The sequence below is a fragment of the Ensifer sp. CCNWLY38 genome (assembly GCF_037120565.1).
Lineage (GTDB): Bacteria > Pseudomonadota > Alphaproteobacteria > Rhizobiales > Rhizobiaceae > Ensifer > Ensifer adhaerens_H.
Genome location: NZ_JBBBBO010000001.1, coordinates 340,377 through 362,989 on the forward strand (window position 1 = coordinate 340,377; position 22,613 = coordinate 362,989).

The 22,613-nt window shown below is 63.2% G+C and carries 19 protein-coding genes and 1 pseudogene; 6 read left to right on the top strand and 14 right to left on the bottom strand.

Features of this window, described 5'->3' with window-relative positions; translation table 11 throughout:
- The first annotated feature begins 25 nt into the window (after window positions 1-25).
- Window positions 26-1,750 (top strand): IlvD/Edd family dehydratase, encoded by a 1,725-nt coding sequence (locus V7S54_RS01770; RefSeq protein WP_065372694.1) that lies wholly within the window; start codon window positions 26-28, stop codon window positions 1,748-1,750.
- Between the two features lie 63 nt (window positions 1,751-1,813).
- On the opposite strand, the gene V7S54_RS01775 is transcribed toward V7S54_RS01770, so the two are convergent.
- Window positions 1,814-2,917: a hypothetical protein gene (locus V7S54_RS01775; RefSeq protein WP_065372695.1), complete on the bottom strand. Its 1,104-nt coding sequence runs from the start codon at window positions 2,915-2,917 to the stop codon at window positions 1,814-1,816.
- Window positions 2,918-3,280: 363 nt separating this feature from the next.
- On the opposite strand from V7S54_RS01775, the gene V7S54_RS01780 reads away from it, so the two are divergent.
- Window positions 3,281-3,916: a PRC-barrel domain-containing protein gene (locus V7S54_RS01780; RefSeq protein ID WP_065372697.1), complete on the top strand. Its 636-nt coding sequence runs from the start codon at window positions 3,281-3,283 to the stop codon at window positions 3,914-3,916.
- A gap of 118 nt (window positions 3,917-4,034) precedes the next feature.
- Here V7S54_RS01780 and V7S54_RS01785 read toward each other — a convergent pair.
- The 3 genes and pseudogenes from V7S54_RS01785 to V7S54_RS01795 all read right to left on the bottom strand — a co-directional run.
- A pseudogene (locus tag V7S54_RS01785) lies at window positions 4,035-4,358 on the bottom strand (N-methylproline demethylase); the annotation flags it as partial.
- Window positions 4,325-4,450 (bottom strand): hypothetical protein, encoded by a 126-nt coding sequence (locus V7S54_RS01790; protein ID WP_268753016.1) that lies wholly within the window; start codon window positions 4,448-4,450, stop codon window positions 4,325-4,327. The pseudogene V7S54_RS01785 and the gene V7S54_RS01790, both read right to left, overlap by 34 nt.
- Before the next feature lie 39 nt (window positions 4,451-4,489).
- The gene (locus V7S54_RS01795) at window positions 4,490-6,040 is read right to left on the bottom strand and encodes a trimethylamine methyltransferase family protein (protein WP_065372699.1); all 1,551 of its coding nucleotides are present in this window, start codon (window positions 6,038-6,040) and stop codon (window positions 4,490-4,492) included.
- Between the two features lie 92 nt (window positions 6,041-6,132).
- Here V7S54_RS01795 and V7S54_RS01800 point away from each other — a divergent pair, with 92 nt between their 5' ends.
- The gene (locus V7S54_RS01800) at window positions 6,133-7,071 is read left to right on the top strand and encodes a LysR substrate-binding domain-containing protein (RefSeq protein WP_065372700.1); all 939 of its coding nucleotides are present in this window, start codon (window positions 6,133-6,135) and stop codon (window positions 7,069-7,071) included.
- A 5-nt stretch (window positions 7,072-7,076) separates the two neighbouring features.
- Here the strand turns inward: V7S54_RS01800 and V7S54_RS01805 are convergent, their stop codons facing one another.
- Entirely contained in the window at window positions 7,077-8,384 is a 1,308-nt protein-coding gene (locus V7S54_RS01805; protein ID WP_065372832.1) for a putative bifunctional diguanylate cyclase/phosphodiesterase, read from the bottom strand.
- 308 nt (window positions 8,385-8,692) lie between these two features.
- On the bottom strand, window positions 8,693-10,417 hold the full coding sequence (locus V7S54_RS01810; protein WP_065372701.1) for a response regulator: 1,725 nt from the start codon (window positions 10,415-10,417) through the stop codon (window positions 8,693-8,695).
- Between the two features lie 378 nt (window positions 10,418-10,795).
- Here V7S54_RS01810 and mutL point away from each other — a divergent pair, with 378 nt between their 5' ends.
- Both mutL and V7S54_RS01820 read left to right on the top strand, forming a co-directional pair.
- Window positions 10,796-12,604, top strand: a complete 1,809-nt coding sequence (gene mutL / locus V7S54_RS01815) for a DNA mismatch repair endonuclease MutL (protein ID WP_065372702.1) — start codon at window positions 10,796-10,798, stop codon at window positions 12,602-12,604.
- A gap of 91 nt (window positions 12,605-12,695) precedes the next feature.
- Window positions 12,696-12,929: a DUF2093 domain-containing protein gene (locus tag V7S54_RS01820; protein ID WP_057250852.1), complete on the top strand. Its 234-nt coding sequence runs from the start codon at window positions 12,696-12,698 to the stop codon at window positions 12,927-12,929.
- A gap of 35 nt (window positions 12,930-12,964) precedes the next feature.
- Here V7S54_RS01820 and lpxK read toward each other — a convergent pair whose 3' ends face one another.
- The 6 genes from lpxK to V7S54_RS01850 form a co-directional block, all read right to left on the bottom strand.
- On the bottom strand, window positions 12,965-14,005 hold the full coding sequence (gene lpxK, locus V7S54_RS01825) for a tetraacyldisaccharide 4'-kinase (RefSeq protein WP_065372703.1): 1,041 nt from the start codon (window positions 14,003-14,005) through the stop codon (window positions 12,965-12,967).
- A gap of 312 nt (window positions 14,006-14,317) precedes the next feature.
- The gene (locus V7S54_RS01830) at window positions 14,318-15,022 is read right to left on the bottom strand and encodes an HAD family hydrolase (RefSeq protein WP_065372704.1); all 705 of its coding nucleotides are present in this window, start codon (window positions 15,020-15,022) and stop codon (window positions 14,318-14,320) included.
- Between the two features lie 25 nt (window positions 15,023-15,047).
- Complete coding sequence (gene waaA / locus V7S54_RS01835; protein ID WP_065372705.1) at window positions 15,048-16,361, bottom strand: lipid IV(A) 3-deoxy-D-manno-octulosonic acid transferase; 1,314 nt, start codon at window positions 16,359-16,361, stop codon at window positions 15,048-15,050.
- Between the two features lie 91 nt (window positions 16,362-16,452).
- Window positions 16,453-16,689 carry a DUF4170 domain-containing protein gene (locus V7S54_RS01840; RefSeq protein ID WP_057250859.1) on the bottom strand — a complete coding sequence of 79 codons (237 nt, stop codon included), beginning with the start codon at window positions 16,687-16,689 and terminating at the stop codon, window positions 16,453-16,455.
- Window positions 16,690-16,748: 59 nt separating this feature from the next.
- Window positions 16,749-17,564 carry a 3'(2'),5'-bisphosphate nucleotidase CysQ gene (locus V7S54_RS01845; RefSeq protein ID WP_065372706.1) on the bottom strand — a complete coding sequence of 272 codons (816 nt, stop codon included), beginning with the start codon at window positions 17,562-17,564 and terminating at the stop codon, window positions 16,749-16,751.
- Between the two features lie 82 nt (window positions 17,565-17,646).
- Window positions 17,647-18,993, bottom strand: coding sequence for a TldD/PmbA family protein (locus V7S54_RS01850; protein WP_336408060.1), 1,347 nt, complete (start codon window positions 18,991-18,993; stop codon window positions 17,647-17,649).
- A 146-nt stretch (window positions 18,994-19,139) separates the two neighbouring features.
- On the opposite strand from V7S54_RS01850, the gene V7S54_RS01855 reads away from it, so the two are divergent.
- Complete coding sequence (locus V7S54_RS01855; RefSeq protein ID WP_058325442.1) at window positions 19,140-20,975, top strand: monovalent cation:proton antiporter-2 (CPA2) family protein; 1,836 nt, start codon at window positions 19,140-19,142, stop codon at window positions 20,973-20,975.
- A 48-nt stretch (window positions 20,976-21,023) separates the two neighbouring features.
- On the opposite strand, the gene V7S54_RS01860 is transcribed toward V7S54_RS01855, so the two are convergent.
- Window positions 21,024-21,905, bottom strand: coding sequence for a patatin-like phospholipase family protein (locus V7S54_RS01860; protein ID WP_065372707.1), 882 nt, complete (start codon window positions 21,903-21,905; stop codon window positions 21,024-21,026).
- Between the two features lie 146 nt (window positions 21,906-22,051).
- A complete protein-coding gene (gene rsmD / locus V7S54_RS01865; protein ID WP_065372708.1) occupies window positions 22,052-22,612 on the bottom strand; it encodes a 16S rRNA (guanine(966)-N(2))-methyltransferase RsmD in 561 nt (186 codons plus the stop codon).
- Window position 22,613 lies beyond the last annotated feature (1 nt).

Below are 22,613 nucleotides of genomic sequence, written 5' to 3' on the forward strand. Positions count from 1 at the left end.
ATCGCATGGTGAGGAGGAAGCTCGCATGAGCGAAAAGAAGAAAGAACTGCGCAGCCGTCACTGGTACGGCGGCACCGACAAGGATGGCTTCATCCATCGTTCCTGGATGAAGAACCAGGGATTTCCGGACCACGTCTTCGATGGCCGTCCGATCATCGGCATCTGCAACACATGGTCCGAGCTGACGCCCTGCAACAGCCACCTTCGCATCCTTGCCGAAGGGGTGAAGCGCGGCGTCTGGGAAGCCGGCGGCTTCCCAGTCGAGTTCCCGGTGTCTTCGCTCGGCGAGACGCAGATGCGCCCGACCGCGATGCTGTTTCGCAATCTGCTCGCCATGGACGTCGAAGAGGCGATCCGCGCCTACGGCATCGACGGCGTGGTGCTGCTTGGCGGCTGCGACAAAACCACACCCGGCCAGCTGATGGGTGCTGCCTCCGTTGACCTGCCGACCATCGTCGTCTCCTCCGGACCGATGCTGAACGGCAAATGGAAGGGCAAGGACATCGGCTCCGGCACGGATGTCTGGAAGTTCTCCGAGGCCGTGCGCGCCGGCGAAATGAGCATGCAGGAATTCATGGCGGCCGAAAGCGGCATGTCGCGCTCGCCGGGCGTGTGCATGACGATGGGCACCGCCACCACCATGGCCTCGATCGTCGAGGCCATGGGTCTGTCGTTGCCGACCAATGCCGCGCTTCCGGCCGTCGACGCCCGCCGCATGGCGCTGTCGCACATGACCGGCAAACGCATCGTCGAGATGGTGCATGAGGATCTGCGCCTGTCGAAGGTGCTGACCAAGAAGAATTTCGAAAACGGCATCATCGCCAATGCCGCCGTCGGCGGCTCGACCAATGCGGTCGTCCACATGCTGGCGATTGCCGGGCGCGCCGGCGTCGATCTCTGTCTCGAGGATTTCGACCGCGTCGGCGGCCAGGTTCCGTGCATCGTCAACTGCATGCCGTCAGGCAAGTATCTGATCGAAGACCTCGCCTATGCCGGCGGCCTGCCGGCGGTGATGAACCGCATCCAGCATCTGCTGCATGCCGATGCGCCGACGGTCTTCGGCGTGCCGATCAGCAAGTATTGGGAAGATGCCGAGGTCTACAACGACGACGTCATCCGCCCGCTCGACAATCCGCTGCGGGCCGCCGCCGGCATTCGCGTGCTCAAGGGCAACCTTGCGCCGAACGGCGCCGTCATCAAGCCGTCGGCCGCGAGCGAGCATCTGCTCATACACGAGGGCCCGGCCTATGTCTTCGAAACGATCGAGGAGCTGAAGGCAAAGATCGACGATCCTGATCTGCCGGTGACCGAGGACACCATTCTCGTGCTCAAGGGCTGCGGGCCCAAGGGCTATCCGGGCATGGCCGAGGTCGGCAACATGCCGATCCCGCGGCGGCTGGTGGAAAAAGGCGTGCGCGACATGGTGCGCGTTTCCGATGCCCGCATGTCCGGCACCGCCTTCGGCACCGTGGTCTTGCATGTCAGCCCGGAATCGAACGCCGGCGGGCCGCTCGCCATCGTCAAAACCGGCGATCGCATCCGCCTCGACGCAATGAAAGGCGAGCTCAACCTGATGATCAGCGAAGAAGAGTTTGCGACGCGCATGGCCGCCTGGCAGGCGCCGCCGCAGAAATGGACGCGCGGCTACTACAAGCTCTACCAGGATACGGTGCTGCAGGCGGACAAGGGCGCGGACCTGGATTTCCTCGTCGGTGGCAGCGGCAGCGAGGTCCTGCGCGAAAGCCACTGACGACGACGCGTCGCAACGGCAATTCGAACTGTTCACATACCCCGCCACTCCGGCGGGGTATTTTTATCCGGCGAGCGGATGAGAGTTGAAGGGGCGTGTTGCAGCAGATGCCGTGACGGGCGAACGCAGACGCGACCAGATCTGAAAGCCGTAAAGCGCCAGACCAAGGGCAATGAAGAACTCCTTGTATTCGGTCGGGTCCCAGAGCCGAACGAGCAGCGAAGCCTGCAGGATAAACAGCTCCTGGATGGCAACGATCAGGACGGCGCCGATCGTCAGGACGATGAACTCGCGCCAATGACCCGCCTTCAATGCGATATCCGCAATCACCAGCAGCATGATCACGGTCATCATCACCATCATCTGCGTCGGCAGCATGCTCCAGTTGTCGCTGTTGAAGGCGGCCATAGGCGCGCTTGCGACCAGCACGAGCACGCCCGGCGCGAAGGCGTCGAGCCGGCCAAGGCTCACGCCCTTGCGAAGATGGAGCCAGATGAAGGGCGCAAGCGTCAGCAGCACGAAACTGCCGGTGTAATAGAGCAACTCGGAAAAGCCGGTTGAAATGTTGTGCAGGTTCAATTCCTGCTGCTTGTTGGCGGCTAGGAGCCCTTCCGGCGTGGAGATGCCGAAGATGCGCTGCATCCAGGATATCTCCTCCATGCCAATCACGAAGAAGCCGGCGCTCAGAAGCGCGGCAGCGCTTGCGGCGACCCACGCAAGGCGCTCTCCCCCGGCGAGGGCTGCACGAAGCTGGCCCGTGGCGGCCGCGGCAAGGAACCCGCTGGCGACGAAGATCAGCAGGGCGGACGACCACTCGACCAGGCCGTCCTCGCGCGCCAGGACACTGAAGACGTTCGGATCGATCGCGAAGACCAGTGCCATGAGCGTCGCAAGCGTCCACGTCGCCACGCAGATCCACAACTCGCGACGCGAGGCCAGCCGGAGCACCGGCTCTCCGAGCCTGGAGACATCGCGGGTGAACCCCTGAACCGCGGAGAGCGACAGGCTGAGCGCGACCCAGGCATGCCAGAGGTTATAGGGCTGAACCTGAGGCGCACGCTCGGAAAAATAGCGCGCGCCGAAAAGGTTACGCTCGATGGAAACGAGAGCGGCCATCGCCAGGACAGAGAGGAGGGAGACCGAAAGAAAGCGCCGCGGCAGAAACATGGTGATGTCGTCCAGGATAACAGGACGAAGCAGCTCTGCGTTCTATATCCTGTCCTTTCGCGAAGTATCTGCAAGAACAATCAAGAATCCGTCAACGAATAGAAGATCATTATAAACCTCTAAAATACCTGAATGCTGAATATAAAGACAACTCCCGTGAAAAATGGGCCGGTAATCTCCCGCTAAGTTCCAAAGGACATCGGGGATGAACGCAAGTGCGGCCTTACCCATTGAGATTTTGACTGTTTTTTCCGGAACCGTTTGGGCGCTTAGGCGTTGACATCATATCACCGGTGCGGTGGATCTGGCGACAGCAGCCAGGCCCGTACCTTGATCTGAAACGTCAAGGAAAGGCAGTTTGACATGACTAAGAAACTCGTAACAACCGTCGCGGCTGGCGCGCTCTTCGCGGGTCTTGCTGTCGCCCCGGTAGCTTACACCCAGGATACGACACAGCCTCAGCCCGACCAGACGCAGACCATGCAGCCGGCACCGACCACGGAAGCTCCGGCTAACGAGGCTCAGACGACGACGCCTCCGGCCGCAGGTGAAGCACCTGCCGACGTCGCGAAGTCGGATGCCACCTATCTGACCGAGCAGGCGAGCGACCAGATTGCAGCCAGCACCTATATGGGCCAGACCGTCTACAACGCCGGTGACGAAAGCATCGGCGAGATCAACGACCTGATCATGAAGAAGGATGGAGCTGTTGAAGCGGCCGTGATCGGCGTCGGTGGCTTCCTGGGTCTCGGTGAAAAGAACGTCGCAGTTCCGTTCGATCGCATTGCGATCGCCGAACAGCCGAACACGGACGACCTGAAGCTGACGACAACGGAAACTGCCGATACGCTGAAGGCGGCGCCGGAGTTCAAGACAAAGGCGCAGCAGGTGGCCGAGCAGAACGCCAACCAGCCGGTTGACACCTCGACGACCTCTTCGACCACCACAACTGTACCGGCACAGCCGATGCAGCAGGGTACCGAGCAGCCGCAGCAGTAACATTGGATAACGCAATTCCGAACGGAAAACCGTTTCACACTTTCCCTGGAATTGCACTCAAGCTGTTCAGTACGCCTTCCAACGAGCGGCGGTGCCTGGCATCGCCGCTTAGTTTCGTTCAGATGAGCATGCCGTAGCGCAAGGCGTCATAGATGCCCGCATGAATGTTGCGGCTGGACACGGCGTCGCCGATCCGGAACATGTCGAAGCCGGCCGCGGGGTTGCGGTGGGGGATCGGGTTTTCGCCGCGAAGCAGCGCCTTGTAGTCGACCGCGCCCAGATTGCGCGACAGCGGCTTCAGTTCACGATAGAGATCATCCATCGGCAGCGTGCCGTGCTCGACCACGACCTGGGCCACGCGCCGTTCGACGACGGCTTTCTCCGAGAAGTCCGACCCCAGCGTCGCAATCAACCCATTGCCATCGCGCCGAACGGATCTGAGGCCGGCTCGTGCGCCGTCGACATGATCCGGTTCTTGAGCGTCAGATGCTTGAGGCGATAGGGCTGGAGCAGCGGGTCTTTCGATAGTGTCATTTCATATTCCTTGAGACGCGACGGATCATGCCGGTTTCGTCAGTACCAGGCATCCGCCATGCTCTCTTTGCGGCGCGTGACATAATCGATCAGCGCCTCGTCGAGCGCCACATCCAGCGGCGGCGCTTCGTATTCGGCAAGCGTCTTCTTCCAGGCGCGGTTGGCGCGTGTTGCCATATCGGTCTCGCCCTCCTCGACCCATTTTTCGAAAGGCTCATTGTCGGAGACAGCGGAGTCCCAGAAGGCCGTCTGGTAGTTGCGCATGGTGTGGTCGCAGCCGAGGAAGTGGCTGCCGGGACCGACCTGCAGGAAAGCGTCCATCGCCAGCGTGTTGTCGTCGACGACGACACCGGCGAGATAGGAATGCAGGGCGCCGCAGAAGTCCGTGTCCATGACGAACTTCTCGTAGGACATGGCGAGCAGCCCGTCGACGAAACCGGCCGAGTGCAGGATGAAATTGGCGCCGCAATGCACCGCCGACAGCATCGACATCGCGCCTTCCTGCATCGCCTGCGCATCGGGCAGCTTGGAATTGGAGAAGTTGCCGGCGCAGCGCAGCGGCAGGCCGAGCCGGCGCGCAAGCTGACCGACGACCATGCTGCCGATCGCCGGCTCCGGCGTGCCGAAGGTCGGCGAACCCGAACGCAGCGACATCGACGACAGGAAATTACCGAAAATCACCGGTGCGCCCTTGCGTTCGAGCTGGGTCAGCGCGCAGCCGGCGAGCGTTTCGGCATAGGACTGGGCGATGGCGCCGGCATTGGTGACAGGTCCCATGGCGCCGCCCAGAATAAAGGGCACGATGACCGCCGCCTGGTTTGCGCGCGCATAGGCGCGCAACGACTTCGTCATCGTCCCGTCCCAGACCAGCGGCGAGTTGACGTTGACATTGCCGAGGATGACGCAGTTGCGGTCGACGAAATCGCGGCCAAAAAGAATGCGCGTCATCTCGATGGAATCTTCCGCCCGCTCTTCGGCGGTGATCGAGCCCATGAAGGCGCGATCGGAATACTTGATGTGGCTGTAGACCATGTCGAGATGGCGCTTGTTGACCGGCACATCGACCGGCTCGCAGATCGTGCCGCCGGAATGGTGCAGCCAGGGGCTCGACTGCGCCAGCTTGACCAGGTTGCGAAAGTCCTCGATCGTGCCGTAGCGCCGGCCCTTGTCGAGATCCATGACGAAGGGCGACCCATAGGCCGGGGAGAAGACGACGTTGTTGCCGCCGATCTCGACATTGCGGGCGGGATTGCGGGCGTGTTGGGTGAACTGCCTTGGTGCCGACGCAACGATTTCCTTGAGCATACCGGGCTCGAAGGTGACACGCACACCATCAATCTTGGCGCCGGCCCGCTTCCAATGGGCGAGCGCCTCAGGGTCGTCGCGGAACTCGATGCCAACCTCGGCAAGGATACGATCGGCGACCGCCTCGATCCGCAGCAGGCTCTCCTCGCCGAGGATATCGTAGGTCGGGATGTTGCGGACGATGTAGGGAACGCCGAGGCTCCGGCCAGCGCCTTCGCGCCGTTGCGGTCTTGAGCCTCGCGTCCGTCTCGGTGCCGCCTCGCCTGCTGCCGGTGCCGTATCCATTCTCACATCCTCCCATCACCTGAAATGATGCTATTGGCGAAAAATTCCATTGTAACGCTGGAAAAATTCGAGCCATGCGATAAGCATGATTTATGAAAAACCTGCGCCGCCTGCTTCCCTCCGCCGCCAGCCTCATCGTTTTCGAGGCCGCCGGCCGTCACCAGAACTTCACCCGAGCCGCCAGCGAGCTCGGCATGACGCAGGCTGCGGTCTCCTATGCCATCCGCGGCCTCGAAGACCAGTTGGGCGTGCCGCTGTTTCACCGCGTGCATCGGGCGGTGGAACTGACCGAGGCGGGGGAGAAATTTCACGCCGACGTGTCGGTCGGTCTGTCACGCATTCAGAAGTCGGCCGAGGACATCCGCGCCAAGGGCCGCGAAACCAACGTGACGCTTGCGGCGTCGACCGCCTTTGCCTCGATGTGGATGCTGCCGCGCCTCAACCGCATGCGCGAGGACCTGCCGGAGATCGACCTCCGCATCCAGACGAGCGTGCGCGATCTCGATCTTGAGGAAGAGCCGATCCCGCTCGGCATCCGCGGCGGCGACCCCAGCCACTGGCCGCGCTATCATGCCGCCCAGCTCGCCGAAGAGGTCGTCAACGCCGTCGCAACGCCGGCCTATATCGAGGAGCACGGGCTGCCGAAGACCGCAACCGACCTGCAGCGGCACAACCTCATTCATCTCGAGGAACCGGTGCGACGGGCCTGCGACTGGATCGAATGGTTTGCGAGCGCCGGCCTCACCTATCCCAAGCAGGCACGCCGCCTGACGATCAACGACTATGTTCTGGTCATTCAGGCGGTGCTCGCGGGCGAAGGCGTGGCGCTCGGCTGGGAACACCTGATCAACCCGCAGATCCGCTCCGGCGCCCTGATGCCGGTCGCTGGGCACGTGCTCAAGACCGGTCTCGCCTTTCATGTCGTCTGGCCGCGGTCACGCGAACTCAACGCCCAGGCAAAACGGGTCCGCGACTGGCTGTTGGAAGAAGGGCGGCGGGACCGCGTGGCGCTTTCGGGAACCGGTGAATAGACCGATCAGGCCTGGGCCGAAACACCGCTATAACGATCGGAAAGGTACCGCATCGTCGCCACGGCATCGGCCGGCTTTCCATAGAAATAGCCCTGCCCGAGGCCGCAACCGAGCGCCTTCAGCTTCAGAGCCTCGGAAAAGTCCTCGATGCCTTCGGCGACGACTTCCAGTTCGAGGCCCTCGCACATCGAGACGATCGCCTTGATGATGTGCTCCGAAGCACGGTCGGCCGAAATGCGCGAGACGAAGGCGCGATCGATCTTGACCTTGTCGAAGGAAAAATCGCGAAGGCGTCCCAGGCTCGACTGCCCGGTGCCGAAGTCGTCGAGCGAGACGCGCACGCCGGCGGCACGCAGTTCCGCAACGATCTTCTGGGCGATGTCGGCATCGGCCATGACAGCCGTCTCGGTGATCTCCAGTTCCAAGCGCCTGGGATCGAGGCCGATCTGATGGATGATCGACAGCAACCGGTGGCTGGTCGCCGGATCCATGAGCTGCGCCGAGGAGAGGTTGAAGGAGAGGAAAAGCTCCTTCGGCCAGGAGAGCGCCGCATGCGCCGCCTTGCGCAACAGCACTTCAGCCAGAGATTCGATGAAGCCACGCTCCTCGGCCAGCGGCACGAAAACCGCCGGCGAAACATAGCCGAGATCGGCATCGCACCAGCGCGCCAGGGCTTCGAAACCGACGACCGCATCATTGCGCAGATCGACGATTGGCTGGAAATGCACGTCGACTTCGTTGGCGATGATGGCATTGCGCAGCGCCTGCTCAAGCTGCGTCGCGCGCTTCATCTCCTGGGCGATTTCCTGCGAATAGACGGTGATCTGGCCACGGCCGCGACGCTTCGAGCGATAGAGCGCTGTATCGGCGCTCTTCAACAGATCCTCGAACACTTCGCCTGCAAAGGGGTAGACGGCAAATCCGAAGGACGCGGACAGACGCACATGGCGGTCGCCGAGATCGAAGGGCGCCGACAGCACCTCCTTCAACATCTGCCCGACCTTCTCCGCCCCCTTGCGCTCGAAGACGAGCGGCAGCACGAAGGCGAACTCGTCACTTTCCGAACGGGTGATCGTCGCGCCCTCGGGCGCACAGGCTTTCAGTCGGTAGGCCACCTGGCAGAGGATCTCGTCACCGGCGGCCGGGCCGAACAGGTCGTTGATCGGCTTGAAACCATCGATATTGGCAAGGCCGATGGTGAAGGGCGCGGGATCGCTGGCACGCTCCCTGGCGAGATCAAGCACGGTCTGGCGCAGGCAGCGGGAATTACCGAGCCCCGTCAACAGATCGACATTGCCCGTCACGGCGGGCATCTCAAGGCCGATGCGGTGATAGGGGGTCTCAACCGCCGTCATTGCCGCGCCTCCGCACCTCGGTCAGCAGAATGCGGGCGACGCTCCGCTGCCGGCGAAACCGCACGCCACGGCGCGAACCGGCAATGTCGTTCCGACACGGTCCGGACATGGGCAACGGGATGGGCGCAATGCATTCGGGTGAGGCTCTACACTTTAACGGCAATTCGGTGCAGACGATCGCAATCGGCGGTTAACAATCCGATATCGCTCTGCTCCTAGATCTGCCATTAGCCTCCCCAATTCTAGCGAGTTGACACGTCTTTCATTCAACCTGCCGTTCGCATCGCCTTTGCCGGCATGAATTTTCTAAGCACCGCCTCGATCATGTCGGGGCTCACGGGCTTCATGATATGGTCGTCCATGCCGGATGCCTTGCACTGCTGCAGGTCGATATCCAGCGCCTGCGCGGTGACCCCGATGATCGGCGTTTTCTGTCCCCTGGTATTTTCTGCCGCCCTGATGGCGACCGTGGCGTCGAAGCCGTTCATGATCGGCATCGAAACATCCATCAGCACCAGGGCCGGTTGCAGTTCGTGCCAAAGCTCGACGGCCTCGCGGCCGTTGGCGGCGATCCGATGGGAGATGCCGAGCCCCTCCAGGATTTGCGTGAACACGAACTGGTTGATCTGATTGTCTTCAGCAACGAGCACGTCGACCTGCGGCGTCGGCGGCGGTGCGGCAATCCCCTCGCCTTCAAACGACAACGACCAATCGGCCTGCAGCGTCGCAGATGCCGTTGTCCGCTCCGAGCAGACGCGGAACACTTCGGCCAGCACCGCAGCGCCGTCCTGCTGCGCGGACAGCGGCAGGATCGGGCAATGACGCCAGGCCGACACGATCTGCTGTCTCTCGGAAAACGCCAGGTCGACAAGAAGGACATCGAGCTTGATGCCAGCGTCTTCGACCGCATGTCCGAAGGCACGAAGCTCACTCGCATCGCGAACGGCGCAGGCGTCGAGCCCGGAGCCACGCAGACGCGCGACGAGCCGGTCTTCCATCGCCCGGTCGGCCGTGGCGACCAGAACGCGAAGGCCGCGGGCGGGCAAGGTCTCGATCATCGATCCCGCTTCCACGAGCTGCTGGACGTTCAGCGCCCGGAACGGGTCGTAGAAATTCTGCGCCGCCGCGAAGATGCTGTAATCGCGGATCTGCAGGCCGACCTCGGCCGGAGCTTCATCGCTACGCTGATGCAAATCGGCGATATCGGTCACGTCGTTCATGCAGGTCACGACGAAATGACGGCCGGGCATGCCGACACGGTACTTGCGCGTGAGCACCCAGAGATCGCTGCCATCGGCGCGCACGATGTGCTCGGCCTGCGAGTATGGCTTGCCGGTCTCGAGCACCATCCGGTCGGACTGCTCGAAACGTTCGGCAAGCTCGCTTTCGACCAGATCCCAGGCGGAACGGCCGAGAATGGCATCCTGCTGCAGATCATGGATCAGGCAAAAGGCCTTGTTGACGGCGATATAGTTGAGGTTGCGATCCTTGACGCAGATCGGATTGGGCTGGGCATCGAGGATCTGTTCGGTCAGCTCGACGCGCTCCAGGTCCGTCTGAAGTTGCTCGTCGCGCTTCTTCTGATCGGAAACGTCGCTGATCGACAGGATACCGATGCCGCTCGATAGCCGACGCTTGCGCATCGAAACCCAGCGGGTACGGCCGGCGCGCTCGACGCTTTCGTAACGTTCGCGCCAGTGCAGCGCCATATGCTCGGCAATCCAGTCCTCGCGATTGGTGCGGCGGCGGCTGCTTTCCGGAACGGTGCCCGGGCGAACGCCGGTGTCATAGACGGCGCCGAGAAAATCTCGCAGACGCGCGCCCGGCATCAGGATTTCCGAGGGCACGGGGAAGAACTGCAGCATCGTGCGGCTGGCGAAGAGAATGGTGTCGTCTCGACTGCAGACAAGCACAGCGATGCCGAGCGCGTCGCAGCTCGACTCCAGAATGATCCGGTTGATGTCCGCGCCGTTCGACGCCCCATCGCTCATTGCGCTGTCCTCACTCGCCTACCGCATGCTTCAATCGTCCCCGATCTGAGGACACTTGCGGCCATTCACAGTGCTACAGCGACCTCAGCGCACCCAGTAGGACGCGCGGTGCTGCAGCGGCGGTTCATTTCGGGACATGCTGGGAAGGCCTTGGCAGGCGTCTCTTCGAGCGGTGGGAGTACGGCGTCCAGCTACGCCGCAATGCTCAAAAGACAAAACCCGTGATCATTCAGGTTGTTGTGGAAAATCGCAGCAGAGTGTTAAGGGCCGATTAAACCGCCCGCTCATTTTTCCGCATCGAAGACTGCGTTCATTTGAGGCCGAGGACGAGGCGCCATTTCCCCTTTCGTTTCCCAAGCGAATCCTGGAAAATGGGACATGGCCATCAAGCAACTGTCAGAAACCCTCATCAACCAGATCGCCGCCGGCGAAGTGATCGAACGCCCCGCCAGCGCCGCCAAGGAGCTGATCGAGAACGCGCTCGATGCCGGCGCCACGCGCATCGAAATCGCGACCGCAGGCGGCGGCAAGACGCTCCTGCGCGTGACCGACAATGGCTCAGGCATGACACCGAACGATCTCGAACTGGCGGTGCGCCGGCACTGCACGTCTAAGCTCGACGACAGCCTGTTCGACATCCGCACGCTCGGCTTTCGAGGCGAGGCGCTGCCTTCGATCGGCTCGGTCGCTCGCCTCTCGATCACGACGCGCACGGCCGGCGCCAGCGAAGGCGCGGTCATCACCGTCATCGGCGGCAGGACCGATCCGGTTCGCCCGTCGCCAGCCAACACCGGCACGGTCGTCGAGGTCCGCGACCTCTTCTTCGCGACGCCGGCGCGACTGAAGTTCATGAAGTCGGAGAAGGCGGAAGCGGCGGCGATCTCCGAGATCGTACGCCGCATGGCGATCGCCTTTCCGGCGGTCCGCTTCGTGCTCTCAGGCAGCGACCGCTCGACGCTCGAATTCCCGGCCACCGGCGACGATCGTCTGGCGCGCATGGCCCAGGTGCTCGGCAAGGATTTCCGCGACAACGCGATCGAAATCGATGCCGAGCGCGAAGATGTCGGGCTCACCGGCTTTGCCGGCGTGCCCACCTACAATCGCGGCAACTCGCTCCAGCAATATGTCTTCGTCAATGGCCGCCCGGTGCAGGACAAGCTATTGCTGTCGGCGATCCGCGGGGCCTATTCCGAAACGATCCCGAGCGGCCGCTATCCGGTCGCGGTGCTGTCAATCACGCTCGATCCGGCGCTCGTCGACGTCAACGTGCATCCGGCGAAGTCCGATGTGCGTTTCCGCGACCCGGGCCTCATCCGAGGTCTGATCATCGGCGCGATCCGCCAGGCGCTGACGCGCGAAGGCGACCGGGCGGCAACCACCGGCGCCAGTGGCCTGATGCGGGCCTTCCGACCGGAGCCCTATCGGCCGCAGACGCCGTGGACGCCGGAAAGTTCGCCATCACGACCCATGCAATTCGAGACGGTAAACGGCCGCTTCTCCGAACAGCCGCAGGCAAGCTTCGCCGCCTTTGCGGCACCATCGGCACGGACTGGCGCCCCGATCGAGCGTGAGGCAGCGATAGCGCAACAGGAGACACCGCCGCCATCCTTCCCGCTCGGCGCGGTCAGGGCGCAGCTCCATGAGAACTACATCGTCGCCCAGACGAATGACGGCCTCGTCATCGTCGACCAGCATGCCGCCCATGAGCGTCTGGTGTTCGAGGCGATGCGCACGGCGCTGCATTCACGGCCCGTCGCGGCGCAGGCTTTGCTGATCCCGGAAATCGTCGATCTGGCCGAAGACGATTGCGACCGACTGATGGCCCATGCGGCGGAGTTCGCCCGCCTCGGCCTTGCCATCGAACGCTTCGGCCCGGGTGCAATCGCCGTGCGCGAGACGCCTGCCATGCTCGGCGAAATGGACGCCGTCGGCCTGGTGCGTCAGCTTGCCGATGAGCTTGCCGAATGGGACACCGCCAACGGCCTCACAAGCCGGCTCGAATATCTCGCTGCGACGATGGCCTGCCACGGATCGGTCCGCTCCGGCCGACGCATGCGCACCGAGGAAATGAACGCTTTGCTGCGGCAGATGGAGGCGACGCCCGGCTCCGGCCAATGCAACCACGGGCGGCCGACCTACATAGAGCTCAAGCTTTCCGATATTGAACGGCTGTTCGGCCGAAGCTGATCGCGCGCGCGGCAGCGAAATGCGGCTGGCATTTTGCCGGATGGCAAGCTAGACCAGAGAACAGACCACAGAGACGCTATAGGCAACGAACATGATGAACCGGTTTGAAGGAAGCGCATCGCGCGAGGCGAAGATCCGTTATCTCGACGGCGACTTCCAGATCATTCTCGCCGGCTCGCATGTGATCTGCGCGATGACCGGCAAGACCATTCCCGTCGACGAGTTGCGCTACTGGAGCGTCGCCCGGCAGGAAGCCTATGTCGATGCCGAGGCCTCGCTCGAGGCGGAAAAACGCGCCGGCGCGCTGCCGAACCAGCGCCGCTAAGGCTCAGCCCGGCTTCTGCTACCACCGATAAGTGATTACTTGCCCGCGCCTTCGCGCAGCTTTCGCGCGCGAGCGACAGCAAGTGCCGTCTCGATAATCTTCTTGGGCGCCATAGGGTCGTCGAAGCGCACGTCGATCTCGATTACCCGGCTTGCCGAGGCCAGCTCGGCGGCGCGGCCATGGCCGGGCTCGAGCCGAACCATGTCCTTGGCGGTCGTGACGAGCGTGCAGCCCAAAGCTGCCGCTCGATCGAGCAGGTCGGCGATCTCGTCGTCGGAGAAATGATGATGATCCGGAAAGCTGCGGGTTTCCTCGACGATGGCACCGGTCTCGCGCACCGTGCGATAGAATTTCTCCGGATCGGCGATACCGGCCCAGGCAAGGACCTTGACGCCCTTCAGCGACCCGTCGTCGAGCCTCACCACATCGGCCTCGTAGATCTGCTTTCCGGCACGGGCTGCGCGACGGATCAGGGCATCGGCCTCCGTGCCGCCGCCGATCTTCAGCAGCGCGGTTGCGTGCCGAAGTTGATTGGGCAACGGCGCCCGCACCGGACCTGCCGGTACCAGATAGCCGTTGCCGATGCCGCGGCGCGAGTCGATCACCAAAAGCGCAAAGTCGAAGGCCAGGCGCGCGCTCTGGAAGCCGTCGTCCATGAGGATGATATCGACACCTTCCTTCACCAGCCGGCGGGCGCCATCGACACGGCGGCGGCAGACGACGGTCAACGCCTCACGCGCCAGAAGCAGCGGCTCGTCGCCGACGTCGCGGGCACGGTGATGCTCCGGGTCGACGACGGTCGTCACGTCGAGCGAGCCGCCATAGCCGCGGCTCAGGAACCCGGGTTTCAACCCTTTCTGACGGATGACGCGGGCAAGCGCGATCGCGGTCGGCGTCTTGCCGGCACCGCCGACGGTGAAGTTGCCGATGCAGATGACCGGAACCGGAACCGAGGCTCGATGGGCGCGGTCCATGCGCAGGCCGGCAATCCGGCCATATACCCATGAAAACGGCCACAACGCGCGCGCACGCCAATCCGCCTTTGTCCACCAGAATGGCGGCGCTTCCGATACCATCTTCGTTCCGCGGCCCCCAGCCGGTGTCGTCCATCCGCTCCGGGAGGACATATGTCGTTCTTGCCGCCGGAAGCCGACGGATCGCCCAAAAAACGTCAGAATGTGAAAAAACGCAAGCTATGGATACGATTGCAACAACCTGGGCCGGCGGCCGCGAGGCAGAATGGCGTGTCGACAGACAAGTGCTTCACGCTTTTCCCGGATTTGCGGCTAGAGCATCCCGCTTTCGAGTGGAATCACGTGAAAGCGGAAAGATGCTCTAGAAACAAAGTGCTAGAGCGTCTTAGTGCGTTCATCTGAACGCACGGCGCTCTAGAGGACAGCCTCAAGTTCGGTGATGTCGGCAAGGCAATGGTCCGAGGCCGCCGCGAGCGACTGGCGCGAACCGGTCCCGGTCAGCACGGCGACCGTCATGCCGACGCCGGCACTGCGGCCCATGTGCATGTCGTGATTGTTGTCGCCGACGACGACGACCTGATGCGGCGCTAGGCCCGTTGCGGCGCAAAAGCCGAGCACCATGCCGGGCTCCGGCTTGACGCCGTAGCCGCTGTCATAGCCCGCCACATAATGCAGGTAACCATCGAAGCCGAAGCGCTTGGCGGTCTCGCGGATCGATTTTTCGTTGTCGCTGGAAGCGACGCCAAGTCGATAGCCCTTGGCATGCAGACCGGCGAAGAAGGTGCCGAGGTCGGTGACCGGGACGGCATATTCCGCCGAGCGTGCGAACAGGCTGTCGAACAGGGTGGTGAGATCCCCTACCGTGAAGGGCGCGCCCGCACCCACGAAACCGGTCGCGATCTCGACCGTGTTGCCCGCAGCAAGCAGGCTGTCGGGCAGTACATGACCGGTATCGGCGTCCATGCCGCCCGCTTTCAGCAATGCGCGGGCCAATGCCTCATCACCCTTGGCCGCAATCCGTGCCAGCTCATAGTTCACCGGCACCCAGCTCTTTGCGTAGTCGAGCAGGGTTCCATCCTTGTCGAACAGGATGCCGGCTATGGCTTTGGATGCGGTCATGATGAGGGATCGTCTCCTGCTTGTGTCAGCTTTCGGTCGGCGGATTGAGACGCGCCTTGACGATGAGCGGATTGATGTAGGGCTCGAGCCCCTTCATCGTCGCCGACAGAGCGCCGCGCATCTCTTGCACGGTTTCGAGGCCGGCATCGATCATCGAGCGACGCATGTCGTCGTTGGCGAGCAGATAGTTGACGCCCTTCGCCAGCATCTCGACGTCGCGCACGATCTTGGCGCTGCCGTTCTTCGCAAGCGTCTGATAGGTCTCGCGAAAATTCTGCACATTGCCGCCGGACAGGATAGCGCAGCCGAGCATCGCCGGCTCCAGCGGGTTCTGGCCGCCTTCGGCAAAGAGCGAGCGGCCGACAAAGGCGACTTCGGTCAGGCGCAGATAGAGGCCCATTTCACCGATGGTGTCACCGAGGAAGACATCGACATCCGGCGTCAGCGGATCACGCCGCGTGCGGCGCGCGACCTTCAGGCCCTTGGCCGTCAGCGCCGCCTCGATCGCATCGCCGCGCTCGGGATGGCGTGGCACGATGATCGTCAGGAGGCCGGTGCGTTCCTTCAGCGCGCGATGCACGACGCCAGCAGCGTTTTCCTCGCCGTCGAAGGTCGAGATCGCCGCCCAGGTCTTCCGCGTGCCGATCTGCTGCTGATACTCCTTCAGCGCCAGCGGATCATGCGGCGGCGCATCTGTGTCGACCTTCAGATTGCCGGAGACCATGACCGGCAGTGCGCCGAGCGTACGGAAGCGCTCCGCGTCGACATCGGACTGGGCGATGACCAGCGCCAGGTTTTCGAACAGCGCGTCGGCGAGCGCCGGCCGCCGCTTCCACCGGGCGAAGGTACGATCGGACAGACGGCCGTTCACGAGAACCTGCGGAATATGGCGCCGGCCGAGCTCCAGAATGGTCATCGGCCAGATTTCGGACTCGGCGATAATCGCGAGATCCGGCTCCCAATAGTTCAGAAACCGGCTGACCGCCGGCTTGAAATCGAGCGGAACATATTGGTGGATGACGCCCGTTCCCAGGCGCTGGGCAACGACACGGGCCGAGGTCGTCGTACCCGTCGTCAGCACGACATTGATGCCGCGCCGGCGGATTTCCTTGATCAGCGGGATGACCGCATTGGTCTCGCCGACGCTGGCGGCATGAAACCAGACGAGCGGGCCCTGCGGCCGCGGTGCACTCGCGTGGCCGTAGCGCTCGCGACGGCGAGCGGGGTCCTCCTTGCCCTTCGCCGCGCGAATGGCGAGGTAGGACCAAACCAGGGGATAGATGGCCGAGCCGATCCAGCGGTAGCTGGAGAGCGCCAGGCGCGCGCGAAAGCTGCTCATGACGAGACACCTTCCCCAGCCGTCTCAGCGGCGAGAAACTTAGGGGCGACTGGCATGCGGGTTTGCGCCGCGCATCCCGACCTCATCGGCATCAGCCGTTTTCCGGGTCGAGCAGACGATGCATGTGGACGATGAAATAACGCATGTGAGCGTTGTCGACGGTCATCTGCGCCTTGGATTTCCAGGCAACGAGAGCGCTATCGTAGTCCGGGTAGATGCCGACGATATCGAGCTTGTCCAGGTCACGGAAGTGGACGTCCGTCAGCGTGGTGAGTTCACCGCCAAAGACGAGGTGCAGACGTTGTTTCTTCTCGGATTCGTGAGCCATCGGAATTCCATTTTTCTTTTTGGGTATGGGCGTTGATTTGAGGCATTCGGCCCCAAAGGTCAATGGGGCTCCATCGACCGCGATGCGGCGATCAGGCCTGGTAAGAGCGGCTTTGCCGCTGCGCAGAGAATTCCGTGAACGACGGTGGAGCGGTTGTAGGACAAGGGCTGCTCGTCGAGATCGACGAGCGCGCCACCGGCCCGGGCGAGAATGAGATCGGCCGCAGCCAGATCCCAATCATGGGAATTCTTCTTCACCAGCGTACCGTCGATCCGCCCGTCGGCAACCATGGCCAGCCGATAGGCAAGCGACGGCACATGGGGCACGCGCGTGACGGTGTTGCGATAGACGGCCGGAAGCTTACCGACCGTATCTTCGGCAGCCGCCAGATGCAGCGTTTCCCCGGCCTTTGCCTCTCGCACCGAGATCGCGGTGCCGTTCTTCAGCGCGCTACCGCTGGCGACCGCCTCGAAGAGTTCGTCAAGCGCCGGGGCATAGAGGACACCGGCGACGGGCTGCCCCCGGTGGACGACGGCAACACTGACGCACCAGAGCTCCTTGCCGGCGATGAAGGCGCGCGTGCCATCGATCGGATCGACGACGAAGACCGTTTCGCGGGTCAGGCGGCTGGAATCATCGTCGGTCTCTTCCGACAGCCAGCCATAGCCGGGTCTCGCCGCGAGCAGCCGCGTCTTCAGCACATCGTTTGCCGCCAGATCCGCTTCGCTGACCGGCGAGCGGCCCTCGTTCTTCCAGCGGACATCGGGCGCTTTGCGAAAATAACCGAGCGCCGTTTCGCCGGCGACGACCGCGGCGGCGCGGATCAACTCGAGATCCGGCTTCCAGTCCGCGCCCGATGGTGCTGTGTCAAACATTCAAAACCCCGTCAGCCCGCCTCTCCTATAGCACGAGAGCCGGATCGGCGCGGGTCCCCGCGCCGGTTTGTCTTCGGCCTGTTTAGAGACCAGCGAGCGTCATGCCCTCGATGGCAAGCGTCGGTGCGGCAACGCCGAACTTGCGATCGATGTCGTCTGCCGGCGTCAATGCCATGAACATGTCCTTGAGATTGGAGGCGATCGTCACCTCCGAAACGGCAAAGGTGAGTTCGCCGTTTTCGATCCAGAAGCCGGAGGCGCCACGGCTGTATTCGCCGGTCACCATGTTGACGCCCTGGCCGATCAGTTCGGTCACGTAGAAGCCGTTGCCGACACCGCGGATCAGATCCTCACGCGAGATCGTGCCCGGCTCCAGAGCAAGATTGGTCGATGCCGGGTTGACCGTCGGGCCGCCGCGCACGCCGCGGCCGTTGGTCTCAAGCCCGAGTTCGGCCGCTGCCGAGGTTGAAAGGAACCAATGGTTCAGCACACCGTCCTCGACCATCACGAGCTTTTCGCCGCTGACGCCTTCGCCGTCGAAGGGACGCGAAGAGGAGCCGCGCACGATCAGCGGGTCGTCGGTCACCGAAAGACCCGCCTTCATCACCTGCTTGCCCATCCGGTCACGCAGGAAGCTCGTCTTGCGGGCGACGGCCGCACCGTTGATGGCACCGGCCAGATGGCCGACAAAGCCGCGCGCCATGCGCGGATCGAAGACAACGGTAACGTTCTTTGCCGTCGGCACCTGGCGCGGATTGATGCGGGCAACGGCGCGTTCGCCAGCCAGACGGCCGATCTCATCGGCGGCACGCAGGTCTGCGACATAGAGGCGACTGTCGAAATCATAGTCGCGCTCCATCTTCGTGCCTTCGCCGGCAATCGCGCTGACGGAGCAACCGAAACGGGTCGCCATGTAGGAGCCGGAGAAACCGTGCGAGGTAACGAGAACCAGACCGCCCATGCCGGCCGAAGCGCCGGCGCCGCTGGAATTGGTGACGCCTGAGACCGCAAGGGCCGCCTCTTCGGCAGCCAATGCCGCTTCCGTCAAAGAATCCGTGGAAACGGCGGTGGGATCGAAGAGATCGAGGTCCGGATAGGACTTTGCCAGCCGGTCCGCATCGGCGAGCGAGGCAAAGGGATCCTCCGGCGAAGCCTTGGCCATGGCGACGGCGCGTTCGGCGAGCAGCTTCAGATCAAAGCCCGGATTCGCCGAAACGCTGGCGACGCGTCGCCCGACGAATACTCGGAGCGAGAAATCGTCGCTTTCGGAGGCTTCCGTCGCTTCGACCTTGCCGAGGCGCACCGAGACGGAACGGGAGCGCCCGCGCACCACCACCGCATCCGCCGCATCGGCGCCGGCCTTTCGGGCGAGGTCCACGAGTTCGGAGGCGCGTTTTTCGAGGTCGGCAGAATCGATCGTGTCTGACATGATGTAGCCTTTCATTCCTGCCCCATTTATTGTGCAGTGACGCAGGCATCAAGGGCATCGGCCTGATTCCCGCCCATACACCGCAAATGACCGCTCTCGAAAGCTCCCTCATCGGGGCCGGGTGCCCAATAGTGAAAGCCGCAGGCATGGCAACGACACCGATCATCTATTCTCAGGCGCTGATGCTGCTTGGCGGCGCAGTGGTGGCCGCACCAATCTTCAAGCGGCTCGGCCTCGGCACTATCCTCGGCTATCTCTGCGCCGGCGTGCTCATCGGTCCGGTCGCCCAAAGCATCACCGATGGCGAGCAGATCCTGCATGTCTCGGAACTCGGCGTCGTGTTCCTGCTGTTCATCATCGGGCTCGAATTGAAACCGTCGCGTCTCTGGCAGATGCGGCGCGATATCTTCGGCCTCGGCACGGCTCAGGTGGTGCTGACCGGCATCGTGCTCTCTTCAATGATCTATGCCCTCGGGCTCCTCGGCCAGGGCGGCAGCATCATCGCCGGCTTCGGCCTGGCGCTGTCGTCGACCGCCTTTGCCATGCAGATTCTCGACGAGGGCAACGACCGCAACACCCGCTACGGGCAGCGATCCTTCTCCATTCTCCTGCTGCAGGATCTCGCGATCGTGCCGCTGCTGGCACTGATCCCGCTTATGGCGGCGCAAGCGCCTGAGGATACGACACCGCCGCTCGAGGATTTTGCGATCGCCACCACCGCGATCGTCGTGCTCTTCGCTGCCGGCCGCTACCTCGTGAACCCCCTGTTCCAGATCATCGGCCGCACGGGCGCCCGCGACGTCATGATCGCCGCCGCCCTGCTCGTCGTCATGGGCGCGGCGACCATGATGCAACTTGCCGGCCTCTCCATGGCGATGGGTGCCTTCCTCGCGGGCGTGCTCTTGGCGGAATCCTCCTATCGCCATGAACTCGAAGCGGATATCGAACCGTTCCGCGGTATCCTGCAGGCGCTGTTCTTCATGGCCGTCGGCCTGTCGCTGGAACTCGGCGTCATCGTCGAGCGCTACCAGCTGATCATCATCGCCGTGCCGCTCTTGATGGCGTTGAAGAGCCTGGTGCTCTACTGGCTTTGCCGGCTCACCGGATCACACCACAACGACGCGGTGCGCATTAGCCTGCTCCTGCCGCAGGGCGGCGAATTCGGCTTCGTGCTGTTCACCGCGGCGGCAACCGCTGGCGTCTTCTCGGATGGCGACGCCTCGCTGCTGGTTGCGATCGTGACCTTGTCGATGGCGCTGACGCCGCTTGCCTCCATGCTGGCCGCAAAGCTGATGCGCGAACAGGACGAGATGGACGAAGAGATCGAGGAGGACTTCGACGGCGCCAATGCCGACGTGCTGATGATCGGCTTTTCCCGCTTCGGCCAGATCGCCGCGCAAATCCTGCTCGCCGGCGGCCGCGACGTGACGATCATCGACCACTCGGCCGCGCGCGTGCGCCAGGCCGCGACCTTCGGTTTCCGCATCTATTTCGGCGACGGCAATCGTCTCGATGTGCTGCGCGCCGCCGGCATCGAACGGGCCAAGATCGTCGCCGTCTGCACCCAGAAGAAGGAAACGACCGACCACATCATCGACCTCGTGCAGTCCGAATATCCAAATGCACGCATCTACGCCCGCTCCTACGACCGCCTGCACACGCTGGAACTGCGCGCCAAGGGCGTCGACTACGAATTGCGCGAGACTTTCGAGTCCGGCCTGCTCTTCGGCCGCAAGACACTGGAGGCATTGGGGGTCGGCGACGACGAGGCAATCGCCATCATGGACGACATCCGCAAGCGCGACGAGGCGCGCCTCGTGCTGCAGGAGGCCGAAGGCATCACCGCCGGTCGCGACATGCTGCATTCGCGACCGGTCCGGCCGGAGCCGCTGGTCAAGCCGAAGCGCGAGGTCGATCACTCCCAGGAGACGGGCGAACGGATCCTGCCGGGGCTTCCTGCAGACGAGCGCGAGAGCGCCTGACTCCGCTAGCCTCGTTTCGGGAACCAAGTAATCGTCGGTCGTCGGAGCTCACTTGAGCTTCGGCGCCCGCATCCGTTCATCGAGCGCCCGTTTCAGCTGGTCCTTGATCGCGACGGTTCCGTTCAGCACGTCCTGGGCCCGCAGAAAATCCATCACCCGGTAGCGGCCGACATCGGGGCGCAGCAGGATATCCGGCGCACCTTCCTTGAGCTTCATCGCGATGATCGACTGCATCATCAACTGGCTCGCACCGAACAGGCTGTCGATGCGGCTTGGGATCGTCTTGCCGTCGCCGTCAGGACCACCGACGACATCGACGGCGATGACAATGTCCGCCAGGCCGCGCAGATGATCGAAGGGGATCGGGTTGTAGATACCGCCATCGATCATCACGCGCCCGGCGATCTTCACCGGGATGAAGATCGCCGGCAGGGCAGCGGAGGCAGCCAGCGCCTGCCACAGGTCACCCTTTTCGCAGATATGTTCTGTCTGGCCGTAATAGTCGGTAGCGACCACTTTGAGCGGAATGCCGAGATCCGAGAACTTCGGCGGAATGGCCTCGGGCAGAAAAGCCCTGAGAACGCGCTCGACATTGAATTGCCCGAAACGAAAACCGTTCGCCATGGCTTCGGAAAGGCTCGACGGCCGCAACTGCCAGAGCCGATTGAGGACCTCGCGGCGATGGCCGATGGTCGAGAGCGTGTGGCCCCTGATCTCTTCGCCGCGCATGCCGGCGGCCATGCCGGCACCCATGATTGCGCCGATCGAAGAGCCGGCGATCGCCACCGGGCGAATGCCGAGCTCGTCCAGGGCCTCGATGACGTGAATATGCGCAAGCCCGCGCGCGCCGCCCCCGCCAAGCGCGAGGGCCACCGTCGGTTGGCTCGTCACCTGGGTCGGCCCCTTCGTCATCGAAAGATCCTGCTTCATCGGCATGCCCTCCGCTTCTGCATGATTCCCTAAAGCGGAATCGTTTTAGGGACAACTTATGCAGAAGGTCGCCGTAAGGCGCGGGATAAGGAAACGTGTATGGTCGGCGTCAGCCTACATTCGCAAAGAAATCGAAAATATGACGATCAGGCACCGCGGAAGCGGTAGAAATGCATGCGTGTATCGCCGAAGGCTCTGACATCGAGCCGCTCGAACACGGCCGTCGGCGCAGGCTGAACGTCCGCCCGCTCTTCGAGGATCACCAGTGCATCGGGGACGAGCCAATTGCCGGCGGCGGCCGATTCCAGCGCCTTCTCGCCGAGGCCCTTCGCGTAGGGCGGATCGGCGAAAACCAGATGAAACGGCTCCATGGTTCCGACGCCGCCGAGGCTGGTCGCATCACGGCGGAAGACCTTGGCTCGGCCCTGGAGGCCGAGCGTTTCGATATTCGTCTGCAGAATTCCCCTGCCCTCGACGCCCTGCTCAACGAAGAGTGCCTGCCGGCAGCCGCGTGAGAGAGCCTCGAAGCCAACGGCGCCGGTGCCCGCAAAAAGGTCGAGCACACGGGTGCCGTCGAGCGCCTCCGGATAGGAATGGCTCAGGATGTTGAACAGGCTTTCGCGCGTCCGGTCCGTGGTCGGACGGATATCGTTGGACTTGGGGGTCGCCAGGCTGCGCCCCCGAAACTCTCCACCGACGATACGCACC

What these genes read in the sequence shown, in the direction of transcription:
- V7S54_RS01770 (WP_065372694.1), top strand. Translation starts at nt 26, where the DNA reads ATGAGCGAAAAGAAGAAAGAACTGCGCAGCCGTCACTGGTACGGCGGC.
- V7S54_RS01775 (WP_065372695.1), bottom strand. Translation starts at nt 2,917, where the DNA reads ATGTTTCTGCCGCGGCGCTTTCTTTCGGTCTCCCTCCTCTCTGTCCTG.
- V7S54_RS01780 (WP_065372697.1), top strand. Translation starts at nt 3,281, where the DNA reads ATGACTAAGAAACTCGTAACAACCGTCGCGGCTGGCGCGCTCTTCGCG.
- V7S54_RS01790 (WP_268753016.1), bottom strand. Translation starts at nt 4,450, where the DNA reads ATGACACTATCGAAAGACCCGCTGCTCCAGCCCTATCGCCTCAAGCAT.
- V7S54_RS01795 (WP_065372699.1), bottom strand. Translation starts at nt 6,040, where the DNA reads ATGGATACGGCACCGGCAGCAGGCGAGGCGGCACCGAGACGGACGCGA.
- V7S54_RS01800 (WP_065372700.1), top strand. Translation starts at nt 6,133, where the DNA reads ATGAAAAACCTGCGCCGCCTGCTTCCCTCCGCCGCCAGCCTCATCGTT.
- V7S54_RS01805 (WP_065372832.1), bottom strand. Translation starts at nt 8,384, where the DNA reads ATGCCCGCCGTGACGGGCAATGTCGATCTGTTGACGGGGCTCGGTAAT.
- V7S54_RS01810 (WP_065372701.1), bottom strand. Translation starts at nt 10,417, where the DNA reads ATGAGCGATGGGGCGTCGAACGGCGCGGACATCAACCGGATCATTCTG.
- mutL (WP_065372702.1), top strand. Translation starts at nt 10,796, where the DNA reads ATGGCCATCAAGCAACTGTCAGAAACCCTCATCAACCAGATCGCCGCC.
- V7S54_RS01820 (WP_057250852.1), top strand. Translation starts at nt 12,696, where the DNA reads ATGATGAACCGGTTTGAAGGAAGCGCATCGCGCGAGGCGAAGATCCGT.
- lpxK (WP_065372703.1), bottom strand. Translation starts at nt 14,005, where the DNA reads ATGGTATCGGAAGCGCCGCCATTCTGGTGGACAAAGGCGGATTGGCGT.
- V7S54_RS01830 (WP_065372704.1), bottom strand. Translation starts at nt 15,022, where the DNA reads ATGACCGCATCCAAAGCCATAGCCGGCATCCTGTTCGACAAGGATGGA.
- waaA (WP_065372705.1), bottom strand. Translation starts at nt 16,361, where the DNA reads ATGAGCAGCTTTCGCGCGCGCCTGGCGCTCTCCAGCTACCGCTGGATC.
- V7S54_RS01840 (WP_057250859.1), bottom strand. Translation starts at nt 16,689, where the DNA reads ATGGCTCACGAATCCGAGAAGAAACAACGTCTGCACCTCGTCTTTGGC.
- V7S54_RS01845 (WP_065372706.1), bottom strand. Translation starts at nt 17,564, where the DNA reads ATGTTTGACACAGCACCATCGGGCGCGGACTGGAAGCCGGATCTCGAG.
- V7S54_RS01850 (WP_336408060.1), bottom strand. Translation starts at nt 18,993, where the DNA reads ATGTCAGACACGATCGATTCTGCCGACCTCGAAAAACGCGCCTCCGAA.
- V7S54_RS01855 (WP_058325442.1), top strand. Translation starts at nt 19,140, where the DNA reads ATGGCAACGACACCGATCATCTATTCTCAGGCGCTGATGCTGCTTGGC.
- V7S54_RS01860 (WP_065372707.1), bottom strand. Translation starts at nt 21,905, where the DNA reads ATGAAGCAGGATCTTTCGATGACGAAGGGGCCGACCCAGGTGACGAGC.